General features: G+C 73.1%; 11 protein-coding genes. 5 read left to right on the forward strand and 6 right to left on the reverse strand.

What is annotated here, in order from left to right:
• The first annotated feature begins 10 nt into the window (after window positions 1–10).
• Window positions 11–796, forward strand: coding sequence for a TSUP family transporter (locus tag N5875_RS26345; RefSeq protein ID WP_318211091.1), 786 nt, complete (start codon window positions 11–13; stop codon window positions 794–796).
• Window positions 797–827: 31 nt separating this feature from the next.
• On the opposite strand, the gene N5875_RS26350 is transcribed toward N5875_RS26345, so the two are convergent.
• The 5 genes from N5875_RS26350 to N5875_RS26370 all read right to left on the reverse strand — a co-directional run bounded on the left by N5875_RS26350 (window position 828) and on the right by N5875_RS26370 (window position 5,192).
• Window positions 828–1,445, reverse strand: coding sequence for a class F sortase (locus N5875_RS26350; RefSeq protein WP_318211090.1), 618 nt, complete (start codon window positions 1,443–1,445; stop codon window positions 828–830).
• 79 nt (window positions 1,446–1,524) lie between these two features.
• The gene (locus tag N5875_RS26355; RefSeq protein ID WP_318211089.1) at window positions 1,525–2,031 is read right to left on the reverse strand and encodes a hypothetical protein; all 507 of its coding nucleotides are present in this window, start codon (window positions 2,029–2,031) and stop codon (window positions 1,525–1,527) included.
• Window positions 2,032–2,257: 226 nt separating this feature from the next.
• Window positions 2,258–2,686: a hypothetical protein gene (locus tag N5875_RS26360; protein WP_318211088.1), complete on the reverse strand. Its 429-nt coding sequence runs from the start codon at window positions 2,684–2,686 to the stop codon at window positions 2,258–2,260.
• Window positions 2,683–4,395 (reverse strand): right-handed parallel beta-helix repeat-containing protein, encoded by a 1,713-nt coding sequence (locus tag N5875_RS26365; protein WP_338496527.1) that lies wholly within the window; start codon window positions 4,393–4,395, stop codon window positions 2,683–2,685. Before N5875_RS26365 ends, N5875_RS26360 begins: the two co-directional genes overlap by 4 nt.
• Window positions 4,396–4,430: 35 nt before the next feature.
• Window positions 4,431–5,192: an aminotransferase class IV gene (locus tag N5875_RS26370; RefSeq protein ID WP_338496529.1), complete on the reverse strand. Its 762-nt coding sequence runs from the start codon at window positions 5,190–5,192 to the stop codon at window positions 4,431–4,433.
• A 92-nt stretch (window positions 5,193–5,284) separates the two neighbouring features.
• On the opposite strand from N5875_RS26370, the gene N5875_RS26375 reads away from it, so the two are divergent.
• The 4 genes from N5875_RS26375 to cutA are packed head-to-tail and all read left to right on the forward strand — an operon-like array spanning window position 5,285 to window position 10,289.
• Complete coding sequence (locus N5875_RS26375; protein ID WP_318211085.1) at window positions 5,285–5,941, forward strand: NAD(P)H-dependent oxidoreductase; 657 nt, start codon at window positions 5,285–5,287, stop codon at window positions 5,939–5,941.
• Between the two features lie 12 nt (window positions 5,942–5,953).
• A complete protein-coding gene (locus tag N5875_RS26380; RefSeq protein ID WP_318211084.1) occupies window positions 5,954–7,687 on the forward strand; it encodes an ABC transporter ATP-binding protein in 1,734 nt (577 codons plus the stop codon).
• Window positions 7,684–9,573 (forward strand): ABC transporter ATP-binding protein, encoded by a 1,890-nt coding sequence (locus tag N5875_RS26385; RefSeq protein ID WP_338496532.1) that lies wholly within the window; start codon window positions 7,684–7,686, stop codon window positions 9,571–9,573. Before N5875_RS26380 ends, N5875_RS26385 begins: the two co-directional genes overlap by 4 nt.
• Window positions 9,570–10,289: a divalent cation tolerance protein CutA gene (cutA, locus tag N5875_RS26390; RefSeq protein WP_318211082.1), complete on the forward strand. Its 720-nt coding sequence runs from the start codon at window positions 9,570–9,572 to the stop codon at window positions 10,287–10,289. Before N5875_RS26385 ends, cutA begins: the two co-directional genes overlap by 4 nt.
• Here the strand turns inward: cutA and N5875_RS26395 are convergent.
• Window positions 10,276–12,396, reverse strand: coding sequence for a molybdopterin oxidoreductase family protein (locus N5875_RS26395; protein WP_338496535.1), 2,121 nt, complete (start codon window positions 12,394–12,396; stop codon window positions 10,276–10,278). The two genes, cutA and N5875_RS26395, sit on opposite strands and share 14 nt — an antisense overlap.
• Between the last annotated feature and the right edge of the window lie 43 nt (window positions 12,397–12,439).

The following is a 12,439-nucleotide window of genomic DNA, read 5'->3' on the forward strand; positions in this document are numbered from 1 at the left end:
GCTCACGGGCATGCCCGAGATCTCGCTGACCACCCTTGTCCTGCTGTGCCTCGCCGCGCTCGTGGCGGGCTGGATCGACGCCGTGGTCGGCGGCGGCGGGCTGCTCCTGATCCCCGCCCTGCTGCTCGGGCTGCCGAACGTCCAGGCCGCGCACATCCTCGGCACCAACAAGGCCGTGGCGATCGTGGGCACCACCGGGGCCGCGATCACCTACGTCCGCAAGGCGCCCGTGCACGTCTGGACGGCGGTACGCATCGGGCTCGCCGCCCTCGCGGGATCCATGGGCGGCGCGTTCTTCGCGGCCGGGATCAGCAGCGACGTCCTGCGCCCGGTCATCATGGTGGTGCTGCTCGCCGTGGCGGCCTTCGTCATGCTGCGGCCCTCCTTCGGCGCGAAGGCCGAGGGGGAGGACCGGGCGCCGCTGACCCGGGCCCGGATCGTCACCGCGATCGTCGTGGTCGGCGGCGGGATGGGCCTCTACGACGGGCTGTTCGGGCCCGGCACCGGCACCTTCCTGGTCCTCGCGCTGACCGCCGTCCTCCACCTCGACCTGGTGACCGCCTCCGCGACCGCGAAGATCGTCAACGTCTGCACCAACGCGGGCGCGCTCGCGATGTTCGCGTACCAGGGCAGCGTGTACTGGCAGCTCGCCGCGGTCATGGCGGTCTTCAACCTGCTCGGCGGGACGGTCGGGGCGCGCATGGCGCTGAGCAAGGGTGCCGAGTTCGTCCGCGGGGTGCTGCTCTTCGTGGTGCTCTCGCTGGTCGCGAAGCTCGCCTTCGACCAGTGGGCCTGACCCCCACCGGACCGGCTACCGCACGGACTGGCTACCGCACCCCGATGAGGTGGCCGAAAGCCACCACATTCCCCTGGTAGCCGTTCTTCTTCGAGAAGCCGCCGCCGCAGGTGATCACCCGGATCTCCGCGCGGTCCGCCTCGTCGTACACCTTCCGGTCCGGGAAGTCCTTGTTCTCGTAGACCTCGACCGCGTCGACCGTGAACACCGCGGTCCGCCCGTCCTGCCGGTCCACCTCGATCCGGTGGCCTTTCTTCAGGGCGCCGAGCGTGTAGAAGACGGCGGGGCCGTCGGCGTTGTCGACATGTCCCGCGACGATCGCCGTGCCCTTGGCGCCCGGCGGGGTGCCGTCCTCGTACCAGCCGGCCATGTTCCGGTTCCCGGCCGGCGGTACGTCGAGCGAACCGTCCGAGGCAAGGCCGAGCCGCATCATCGGGGTGTCCACGTCGGTCTCGGGGATGCGCAGCCGCACCGGCGCCGAGGGCGGCAGCGGGTCGGCGGCGGCGTCGGTGTGCACGCTCGGCCCGGCGGCGAAGGCCTGGGCGGCCGACGGTACGGGCGGGGTGACCTGCTCAGAGCCGTTCTGGACGAGCCAGAGCCCGACGCAGGCGGCCACGGCTATGCCCCAGCCCTTGCTCCTGTTGCTCACCTGGGTTCCCTAGGGTGTGGCCCTGCCCCCGCCGGGCCGTGTTCGGGCGCTCCGGCGGGGGCAGGACAGGCGGATGGTCTCAGTGGCCCTGCGCGCCGCTCGCCCGGCGGCGCAGGAGCCAGACCCCGCCCACGGCAGCCGCGGCCAGCACCGCCGCGCCCGCCGTGACCTGGGCGGTGTCGGGGCCGACGCTGCCCCCGACACCGGTCTGGACGTGGCCGCTGGGACGCCGGTGCTTGACGGTCAGGTCGCCCCGGGCCGTCTTGCCGTTGTCGCAGGCCACGCTGATGCCGTACGTACCGGCCTTGGCGTGCTCCGGTACGTGGAACTGGCCGACCACGACCTCCTTGTGCGTGCTCGGGCTCAGCTGGAACTCGCCCGCGCCGAGCGAGTTCGCGTCCCCGACGCCGCGACCGTGCTTGCCGCAGGCGAGCGTGTTCACGGTGACGGTGGTGCCGGGGTTGGCTTCGGAGGGGAAGAGTTCGAGCCACTCGGAGTCGCCGGCGAACGCCGAGGGGACGGCGAGGGCTCCGATCGCGGCGACCGTCAGCGCGGTACCGGTGAACAGGCGGACAGTGGTGCGCATGGGGGGCCTCCGGGGCGCGCGAGCGGTCGAGCGGGGCGGTCCTTCCGGGAGGGACTTCCCGGAACGACCTTCTGTGACCGAGATAAGAGCCGCCACGCGCGCCGCGCCTCCTGATGAGGCATCAGGATTGGGCCGTCCGATACGGTGTGTCGCCTGGATTTTCTGTGTTTACGCAGGTCAGAGCGGGTTACGTTGTGTCAGCTGATGCCCCGTGCCGAACGGGTGATCAGACGCCCGCCAGGCCGCCGATCGCCGCCAGCGCCCACTCCTGGGCCCCCACCGTCGCGCCGGCCGCGACGCCGGTGGCCACCGGGGCGAGCGCGCCCCGGAGCAGGGTGAGCGCCCGGCGCACCCTGCCCTCCTCGACCGGCTCCTCCTGGCTGATCACCGCCAGGACCTCCTCGGCCGCCTCCTGGGTGTCCTGCCGGTCCTGCTCGGCGAGCCCGGCCCCCGGGAGCTGCCGGAGGAGTTCGTTCACCCGCTCGGCGAGCACCTCGTACCCCGGTGCGACCGGGCCGGCCGGGCCGTTGTTCTGCTGGTTCTGGGTGGCGGTCTCGTTGTCCCAGGCGAACTGGCCCTGCGAGACGGCGCCGTGGAACACCGGTCCGTTGTAGTGGTTCACCTGCGGTGCGTCGTTCTCGTCCGGTCGGTTCATGATCGGGAATCGTCGCCTTCTGTCCTCTGCCGGTTCTGGATGACGTTCTCGTTGCCCCAGGCCACCTGGATGTCCCGGGTCGGTCCGTTGAAGACCGGTCCGTTGAAGATGTTGATGACCTGCTGGGGCGGCCCGGCGGGCTTCTCCGCGTGCCGGAGGACCTTGAGCGAGGTGCGCAGCCCGGTCGTCTCGACCCGGCCGTTGCCGACGACGGCCGCCCCGCGGGTGCCGTTCACCGTGCAGTCCAGCAGTTGCCCGCCCGCCTCCTCGTCGAAACTCGCGCCTGCGGTCGCGCAGTCGGTGAACTCGCTCCGGGTGACGTTCAGGTACGCGGAGCCCGTCCCGTAGACGCCGAACGCCCCCGAGCCGTTCACGGTCAGGTTCCGTGCGATGAGCCGACCGCTGCCGAGGGCCCCGGCCCCGGCGCTGCTCACCGCCGTGACGACGCTGTCGGTGACGCGCAGTTGGGCCTCGTCGGAGACGCCGAAACCCAGCATGCCGTGCTCCGCCGTCACGTTCCTGAGCGTGACGCGGGACTGGCCGCCGATGGCCACGGCGGCCATCTCGCAGTCGCGGAACACCGTGTCGGTGACCTCGGCCGTGGTGCCGCCGTCGCCCCGGGCCTCCAGGCCGGACTGGCAGCGGTCCACGCGTACCTGCTCGAAGGTGGCCCCGGAGTCGTCGAAGACCCGCAGCGCGGCGTTCGTCAGGTCCTCGACCGCGATGCCGGTGAAGCGGCCCCGGGAGCTCTCGGTGACCGCGATCCCGACGTTGCCCCCGGCGATGCGGCCCCCGTGCACCTCCGGCGCGCCGCCCTTGGTCGCGAACACGGCGATATTGCCGGAGCCGAGCACCTGGCAGTCCTCGAACCGGCCCCGGGCGGCCGTCTGCACGTTGATGCCGGTGTCGCGGCAGTCGGCGAGGACACAGCCGCGTACCACCGGGTCGGCGCCGCTCGACGCGCCGATGCCGTGCCGCGCGCCGGTGACCCGGGTGGTGTCGACGGAGCCCCGGGACTGCTCGGTGAACATGATCCCCTCGGCGTGCACGGCGGTGATCACGCAGTCCGTCACGACGAGCCGCGCACGGGCGTCCGCCCAGAGGGCCGCCTGCCCGGTGCCGGTCAGCTCGCAGCCGACGAGCTCGGCGTGCGCGTCGCTGACCCGGAGCCCGTGGATCCTGCTCCCCTCGATCCGGCTGCCCCGGACGGAGACCCGGGCCCCTTCGATGACGGCGATCGCGTTGTCGGCGGCGTCGGTGAACCGGCACCGCTCGACCAGCCCCGCACCCCCGGCGAAGAGCGCCCGGCCGTGGGCGATCAGACCGTCCCGCAGGGTGACCGTCGAGTGCGGCCGGGCGTGCACGGCGACGCCGTTGTGTGCCCAGACCTCGGTGTGGTCGAGGGTGAGCGTGCCCGCGTGGCAGGCGACGACGTCCGCCTCGCGGCCGACCAGCGTGAGGCCGTGCACCCGGACCGCTCCGGAGGCGTCCAGGACGGTGCCCCGGGGCAGGCCGACCACGACGGAACCGGGCCCCTCGGCCGCCACCAGCTGTACGTCACCCCGGACGACGAGGGCCTCCTCGTACCGGCCGGGCGCGATCTCGATCAGGGCCGGCCGGCCGCGCGCGCCCGCCGCCCGGAGCGCCGACGTGATGTCGGGGTGGGCGCGGCGGCCGCCGCGCGGCGAGACGACGTATCTCGCGACCATGCCGATGTCTCCCCCTGCGTCGATCCCGTGTCGCTCTACAACTCGTCCCACTCCACCGAGTCGTAGGTCGAGTACACCCGCTCCATGAGCTCCTCGTCCACCGCGAACGTCACCTCGTCGATCGCCGTCACGGGCGCGATGGAACGGGAGTTGGTGACGAAAGCGGCCCGGTAGCCGGAGAGATCGGCCAGCGTGACCGGGCGCCGGGCCGACTCCAGGCGCGGCTCCAGGAGGGCCATGGTGATGCCGTGGAGGCAGGGTGCCGACGGCCAGACCACCGAAGTGCCGTCCCAGAAGGCGATGTTGGTGACCGCGCCCTCGGCGATCTCGCCGTACGGGGAGGTCAGCACGGCCTCGTCGTAGCCGGAGCGCCGGGCCGCCTCGCGGTGGTAGCTCTGCCCGAAGCCGCCCAGGTGCTTGATCTGCGGTGCGGGCCGCCAGTACTCGACGGTCGTCAGGCGCTGCGGGGCGCCGGGCCCGTCCGGGGCGGGGGCGGCGACGGTCACCGCGATCCGGACGTCCGGGTACGCGTACACCCGCACCGAGGCGTTCCGCTGCCCGGAGGTCTCCAGGGCGCCGGTGATCAGGGCGCGGACGTGCTTGCCGTCCAGTCCCCTGCCGAAGAGCTCGCGGTTCGCGCGGTCGAGCCGGTCGAGGTGCAGGTCGAGGCCCTTCACGCGCCCGTCCCGCACCTGCATCGCCGTGAAGTGACCGAAGCCGGTCATGAGGGCGGCGAGCAGCCCGGGGTCGGTCGCGGGGGTGCCGTCGATCTCGATGTGCGGGGTCGGAGTCGTCATGCCCTCACCGTACGTCCGGGGAAACGGCCTTGGGGAAGAGCTTCGGATCGGCGCTTGACCTCAACCAAACTTGAGGTACCACGATCATCGACATGGACCTCACGAACGCCACCACGGCCACCGATTCCCTCGCCTCCTCCGCGGCTCCCGCCGCCCCGGAGGACGCGACCGCCGCCCCCCTCACCCTTGCCCTCGTCGTCGCCAGCGACCGCGAAGGCCGCTTCGCCCCCGTCGTCACCGACTGGTTCCGCTCCCGCCTCGCCGAGCGCGAGGACTTCACCGTCACCGTCGTCGACCTCGCCGAGATCGATCTCCCCACCTCTCTCTCGTACGACCCGTCCCCCGCCGTCCGCGCTGAACTCGCCAAGGTCACCCCGGTGTTGGAGGCCGCCGACGCGTACGTCGTCATCACCCCCGAGTACAACCACTCCTTCCCCGCCGCCCTCAAGAACCTGATCGACCGGCACTACACCGAATGGCAGGCCAAGCCCGTCGGCTTCGTCTCCTACGGCGGGATCTCCGGCGGCCTGCGGGCCGTCGAGCAGCTCCGGCAGGTGTACGCCGAGATGCACGCGGTCACCGTCCGTGACACCGTCTCCTTCCACAACGCTCACGGGCTGTTCGACGAGGACGGACGGCACAAGGACCCCGCCGCCGCCGAGGGCGCGGCCAAGGCGCTCCTCGACCAGCTCGGCTGGTGGGGACGCGCCCTCAAGGACGCCAAGTCCGTCCGCCCGTACGGCGCGTGAGGGGAAGCCGCCATGCTGCTGCGACTCCTCCTGCCCCGCCTCAGGCCGTACCGGCCGCTCCTCGTCCTCCTCGTCGTCCTCCAGCTCGTCCAGGCCCTCGCCTCGCTCGCCCTGCCCGCCCTGAACGCCGGCGTCATCGACCAGGGCGTCCTGCGCGGCGACACCGACCGCGTCCTCAGCGGCGGCGCCGCGATGGTCGCCGTCACCCTCGTCCAGGCGGCGGCCGCGGCCGCCGCCACCTACACCGGCGCCCGGGTCGCCATGGGCGTCGCCCGCGACCTCCGCTCCGAAGTCTTCCGCCGCGTCCAGGAGTTCTCGGCACAGGAGCGGGGCCGCTTCGGCGCCGCCTCCCTCATCACCCGTACGACCAACGACATCCAGCAGGTCCAGACGTTCACCGTCCTCGTCCTGACCATGCTGGTCGCCGCGCCGCTCCTCTGCTTCGGCGGCATCGCCATGGCCCTGCGGCAGGACGTGCCGCTCGCCCTGGTGCTGCTTCTCTTCGTGCCGGTGATGACCGGTGCCGTCGGTGCCGTCGTCCTGCGGCTGCGGCCGCTCTTCAAGGGCATGCAGGAACGCGTCGACCGCGCCAACCGGGTGCTGCGCGAGCAGATCACCGGCGTCCGGGTGGTCCGCGCCTTCGTCCGCGACCGGCACGAGCGGGAACGGTTCGCCGCCGCCAACGACGAACTCCGGTCCGTCGGCCTCCGGGCCGGCCGGCTCCAGGCCCTGATGTTCCCGACGGTGCTCATCGTCTGGGAGCTGACGACCGTCGTCCTCGTCTACGTCGGAGCCCATCGCATCGAGTCCGGCGCCCTCCAGCCGGGCGGGCTCGTGGCCTTCCTCGGCTATCTGCTCCAGATCTCGATGTCCGTGATGATGGTCCTCTTCCTCCTCATGCACATGCCCCGGGCCGAGGCGGGCGCCGAGCGCGTCCGCGAGGTCCTCGACACCCACTCGTCCGTCGTCCCGCCGGTCCGTCCGGTCAGGACCTCGGACGGCCGGGGCCATCTGGAGGTCCGGAGCGCCGACTTCCGGTACCCGGGTGCGGAGGAGCCGGTCCTCAGGGGCGTCGCCGTCGAGGCCCGGCCCGGTGAGACGACCGCGGTCATCGGGTCCACGGGAAGCGGCAAGTCGACCCTGCTCGGGCTCGTGCCCCGGCTCTTCGACGCCACCGGCGGCGAGGTCCTCGTCGACGGTGTCGACGTCCGCGAGCTCGACCCCGCGCTGATGGCGAGGACGGTGGGACTCGTCCCGCAGAAGCCGTACCTCTTCTCCGGGACCGTCGCCACCAACCTCCGGTACGGGAAGCCCGACGCGACCGACGAAGAGCTCTGGCACGCCCTGGAGGTCGCCCAGGCCGCCGACTTCGTCCGCGGGCTCGACGAGGGGCTCGACGCGCCCGTCTCCCAGGGCGGCACCAACTTCTCCGGCGGCCAGCGGCAGCGCCTCGCGATCGCCCGGGTCCTCGTCGCCCGCCCCCGCCTCTACCTCTTCGACGACTCCTTCTCCGCCCTCGACCCCCGGACCGACGCCCGGCTCCGCGCCGCCCTCCGCGAGGAGACGGCCGACGCCACCGTCGTCATCGTCGCCCAGCGGGTCTCCACCATCCGGCAGGCCGACCGGATCGTCGTCCTCGACCGGGGCCGGAACGTCGGCACCGGCACCCACACGTCCCTGATGCGGGACAACCCCACCTACCGGGAGATCGTCCTCTCCCAGCTCACCGAGGAGGAAGCGGCATGAGTACGGCCACGGAGAGCCGCACCCCGAAGGAGACACCCGTCGCGACCGCCCCCGCCCGCACCGGTCCCCCCTCCCCGCAGCGCGGCCCCGGCCTCCCCGCCGCGCCCGGCCTCGAACGCTCCCTCTCCTTCCGCTCCTCCGGCCTCCGCCTCCTCCGCACCCTCGCGCCCGACCGGGCCCGCCTCTTCGGCGTCCTCGCCGCCGGTGCCGCCGGCGTCGCCCTCACCGTCCTCAACCCCCTCCTCCTCGGCCGCGCCACCGACCTCGTCATCACCGGCGCGACCGGCCCCGGCAGGGTCGACTTCCCGGCCGTCGGCAGGCTCCTCGCCCTCTCCGTCCTGGTCGTCGCCGGGTCCTCCTTCTTCACCTGGGTCCAGTTACGGACCGCCACCACCATCGTCCAGCGGGCCGGCCACCGGCTCCGCGAGGAGGCCCAGCACAAGCTGGCGAAGCTGCCCCTCGGCTACTTCGACCGGCAGCCGCGCGGCGAGGTCCTCTCCCGCACCACCAACGACATCGACAACATCACCCAGACCCTCCAGCAGGCCTTCAGCCAGATGGTCCGCGCGCTGCTGACCCTGGTCGGCGTCCTCGCGATGATGTTCTGGGTCTCCCCGGTGCTGGCCCTCGTCGCCCTCGCCACCGTGCCCGTCTCGATCGCCGTCGCCGGCTTCGTCGGCCGCCGCGCCCAGCCGCAGTTCGTGAAGCAGTGGGCGGTCACCGGCCGGCTCGGCAGCCACGTCGAGGAGATGATCACCGGGCACACCGAGGTCGTCGTCTTCGGCCGCCGCGAGGAGGCCGTGCGCCGCTTCGACGAGCTGGGCGAGGAGCTGTACCGGGCGAGCTTCCGCGCCCAGTTCGTGTCCGGGTTCATCCAGCCCGCGCTGACCTTCGTCGGCAATCTGAACTACGTCGTCATCGCCGTGGTCGGCGGACTGCGGGTGGCGAGCGGCACGCTGTCCGTCGGCGACGTCCAGGCCTTCATCCAGTACTCGTACGACTTCAACGGTCCGATCACCCAGGTCGCCGCCATGGCCAACCTCCTCCAGTCCGGAGTGGCCTCCGCCGAACGGGTCTTCGACCTCCTCGACGCAGAGGAGGAGGACCCGGACCCGGCCGAGCCGCGGAAGCCCGCCGAGCTCCGGGGCAGGGTCTCCTTCGAGAAGGTCGCCTTCCGCTACGAGCCGGGCAAGCCGCTGATCGAGGACCTCTCCCTCACCGTGGAGCCCGGCCGGACCGTCGCCATCGTCGGCCCCACCGGCGCGGGCAAGACGACCCTGGTCAACCTGCTCCTCCGGTTCCACGAGGTGACCGGCGGCCGGATCACCGTGGACGGCGTCGACACGGCGGCGATGACCCGGGAGGAGCTGCGCTCCGGCATCGGCATGGTCCTCCAGGACACCTGGCTCTTCGGCGGCACCATCGCCGACAACATCGCGTACGGGGTGCCCGGCGAGGTCTCGCGCGAGCGGATCGTCGAGGCGGCCAGGGCCGCGCACGCCGACCGGTTCGTCCGCACCCTGCCCGCCGGGTACGACACCGTCCTCGACGAGGACGGCGGCGGTCTCAGCGCCGGCGAGAAGCAGCTGGTCACCCTCGCCCGCGCCTTCCTCTCGGACCCGGTGATCCTCGTCCTCGACGAGGCCACCAGCTCCGTCGACACCCGTACCGAACTCCTCGTCCAGGAGGCGATGGCCTCGCTCCGGGCCGGCCGCACCAGCTTCGTCGTCGCCCACCGGCTCTCCACGATCCGGGACGCGGACACCATCCTGGTGATGGACGGCGGCTCGATCGCCGAGCAGGGCAGCCACGAGGAACTGCTCGCCGCCGGGGGCGCGTACGCCCGGCTGCACGCGGCCCAGTTCGCCCGTACCGTGGAGGCGTGATCGTCACCGTCCGCACCACCACCGACGCCCGCGCCAAGGCCGACGCCCTGGCGCGCGGCGCCGTCGAGGCCCGGCTGGCCGCCTGCGCGCAGATCTCCGGGCCCGTCACCTCCGTGTACCACTGGCAGGGCGCGATCGAGACCACCGAGGAGTGGGAGGTGGTGTTCAAGACCACCGAGGCCCGCTACCCGGCCCTGGAGGCGCACCTCCTCGCCACCCACGACTACGAGACGCCGGAGATCCTCGCCACCCGGGTGACCCGAGCCGGTGAGGCGTACGCCGGCTGGGTCGAGCGGGAGACGGCGGCCGTCGAGGAGATCGAGACCCCGGAGCCCGACGAGCGGCCGTTCTTCGTCTACGGGACGCTGCGCCCGGGCGCGTACAACCACGACCGGTTCCTCTCCGGCCGGATCGGCACCGAGGCGGACGCCGTGCTGCACGGGGCGGTCCTGCACGACGGACCCGGCTATCCGTACGTCGTCCCGGCGGACGGGGGCCGGGTGGTGGGCACCCTGCTCACGCCCGCGCCCGGCGCCTACGGCGAGCTGTTCGGCCTGCTCGACCGTCTTGAGCTGCCCGTCGGGTACGAGCGGGTGGCGATGGACGTCGTACGGGTACGGGACGGCGCGCGGGTGTCCGCGTGGGTGTTCCTGGCGGCGCCGGACGCGCCCCTCGGCGCGGTCATCGAGAGCGGCGACTGGTTCAGCCGGCCGTAGCGTCCCCGGGGGAGAGCGGCTCCAGGCGTACCGCGCACACCTTGAACTCGGGCATCCGGGAGACCGGGTCGAGCGCCGGGTTCACCAGGGTGTTGGCCCGGCCCTCGCCCGCCCAGTGGAACGGCATGAAGACGGTGTCCGGCCGGATGGCCGTGGTGATCCGGGCCGGTGCGACGGCCCGGCCGCGCCGCGAGACCACCGCGATCCGCTCGCCCTCGGCCACCCCGAGCCGCTCGGCGACCCGGGGATGGAGCTCCACGAAGGGGCCGGGCGCCGCCGCGTTCAGCTCGTCGACCCGCCGGGTCTGCGCGCCCGACTGGTACTGGGACACGACCCGGCCGGTGGTGAGGACGACGGGGTACTCGGCGTCCGTCTCCTCGGCCGCCGCCCGGTGCACCACCGGCACGAACCGGGCCCGGCCGTCGGGCGTCGCGAACCGGTCGAGGAAGAGCCGCGGGGTGCCCGCGTGGGCGGTCTCTCCCGTGCCGGTCTCCGGGCAGGGCCAGAACACGCCCTGCTCCTCCTCGATACGGCGGTAGCTGATGCCCGAGTAGTCGGCCGGACCGCCGCCGGAGGCCCGGCGCAGCTCGTCGAAGACCTCCTCCGGCTCGGCGGGGAAACCCTTCTCCCAGCCGAGGAGCCCGGCGAGCGCGTGCAGCACCTCCAGGTCGCTCCGTACCCCCGCGGGCGGGGTGAGGGCGCGCCGGCGGAGCAGCACACGGCCCTCCAGGTTGGTCATGGTGCCGGTCTCCTCCGCCCACTGGGTGACGGGCAGGACGACGTCGGCGAGCGCGGCGGTCTCGGAGAGCACCACGTCGGCGACGGCGAGGAAGTCGAGCGAGCGCAGCCGCCCCTCGATGTGCGCGGCGCGGGGCGCGGAGACGACCGGGTTGGAGCCCATGAGGAGCAGCGCCTTCACGTCACCGCCGAGCGCGTCGAGGAGCTCGTACGCGCTCCGCCCCGGCCCCGGCAGCGACTCGGGGGGCACACCCCAGACCCCGGCCACGTGCGCGCGTGCGGCCGGGTCGTCGAGCTTGCGGTAGCCGGGGAGCTGGTCGGCCTTCTGGCCGTGCTCGCGGCCGCCCTGGCCGTTGCCCTGGCCGGTGAGGCAGCCGTAGCCGCTGAGCGGCCGGCCGGCCTTCCCGGTGGCCAGGCAGAGGTTGATCCAGGCGCCGACGGTGTCGGTGCCCTTGGACTGCTGCTCGGGGCCGCGCGCCGTCAGGACCATGCCGGTGGCGGCGTCGCCGAACATCGCGACGGCCTCCCGGAGCCGGGGCACCGGCACGCCCGTGATGCGCTCGACCTGCTCGGGCCAGTGGGACATGGCCCCGGCCCGCGCGGCCTCCCAGCCGGTGGTGCGCGTCGCGACGAACTCCTCGTCGACGCGCCCCTCGGCGACGACGAGGTGAAGCATGCCGAGGGCGAGCGCGAGGTCGGTGCCGGGGCGCGGCGCGAGGTGGAGGTCGGCCTGCTCGGCGGTGCGGGTGCGGCGCGGATCGATGACGATCAGCTTTCCGCCGTTCTCCTTCAGCTCGGTGAGGTACCGGAGGGCGGGCGGCATGGTCTCGGCCAGGTTGGAGCCGACGAGGATCACGCAGCCGGTCTTCGGGATGTCCTCCAGGGGGAAGGGGAGGCCCCGGTCGAGGCCGAACGCCCTGCCGTGCGCGGCGGCGGCCGACGACATGCAGAAGCGCCCGTTGTAGTCGATCTGCGAGGTGCCGAGCACCAGCCGGGCGAACTTCCCCAGCGTGTACGCCTTCTCGTTGGTGAGACCGCCGCCGCCGAAGACCCCCACGGCATCGGGACCGTGGTCGGCGCGGGTCCGGCGCAGCCCGTCGGCGACGGCGGCGAGGGCCTCCTCCCAGGACGCGGGCACCAGGGCCCCCGTGTCAGGGCATCGGACCAGGGGCTCGGTGAGCCGGACCCGAGAGGAGAGCACGGCGGGGGCGGTGCGGCCCTTGCCGCACAGCGCGCCCCGGTTGACGGGGAAGTCGGTCCGCTCGACCACCTCGGCGGGCAGCTCCGGGGCGCCGGTGGGGCGGAGCGACATGCCGCACTGCAGGGCGCAGTAGGGGCAGTGGGTGGGTACGGCGGTGACCTCGGACATGCGGCCAGCGTGGGTCAGGCGTGTTACGCGGGGCGGCACCGCT

Origin of the sequence: Streptomyces sp. SJL17-4, assembly GCF_036826855.1 — a bacterium.
Lineage (GTDB): Bacteria > Actinomycetota > Actinomycetes > Streptomycetales > Streptomycetaceae > Streptomyces.

What these genes read in the sequence shown, in the direction of transcription:
- N5875_RS26355 (WP_318211089.1), bottom strand. Translation starts at nt 2,031, where the DNA reads ATGCGCACCACTGTCCGCCTGTTCACCGGTACCGCGCTGACGGTCGCC.
- N5875_RS26370 (WP_338496529.1), bottom strand. Translation starts at nt 5,192, where the DNA reads ATGACGACTCCGACCCCGCACATCGAGATCGACGGCACCCCCGCGACC.
- N5875_RS26380 (WP_318211084.1), top strand. Translation starts at nt 5,954, where the DNA reads ATGCTGCTGCGACTCCTCCTGCCCCGCCTCAGGCCGTACCGGCCGCTC.
- N5875_RS26385 (WP_338496532.1), top strand. Translation starts at nt 7,684, where the DNA reads ATGAGTACGGCCACGGAGAGCCGCACCCCGAAGGAGACACCCGTCGCG.
- N5875_RS26345 (WP_318211091.1), top strand. Translation starts at nt 11, where the DNA reads ATGCCCGAGATCTCGCTGACCACCCTTGTCCTGCTGTGCCTCGCCGCG.
- N5875_RS26395 (WP_338496535.1), bottom strand. Translation starts at nt 12,396, where the DNA reads ATGTCCGAGGTCACCGCCGTACCCACCCACTGCCCCTACTGCGCCCTG.
- N5875_RS26375 (WP_318211085.1), top strand. Translation starts at nt 5,285, where the DNA reads ATGGACCTCACGAACGCCACCACGGCCACCGATTCCCTCGCCTCCTCC.
- N5875_RS26365 (WP_338496527.1), bottom strand. Translation starts at nt 4,395, where the DNA reads ATGGTCGCGAGATACGTCGTCTCGCCGCGCGGCGGCCGCCGCGCCCAC.
- N5875_RS26360 (WP_318211088.1), bottom strand. Translation starts at nt 2,686, where the DNA reads ATGAACCGACCGGACGAGAACGACGCACCGCAGGTGAACCACTACAAC.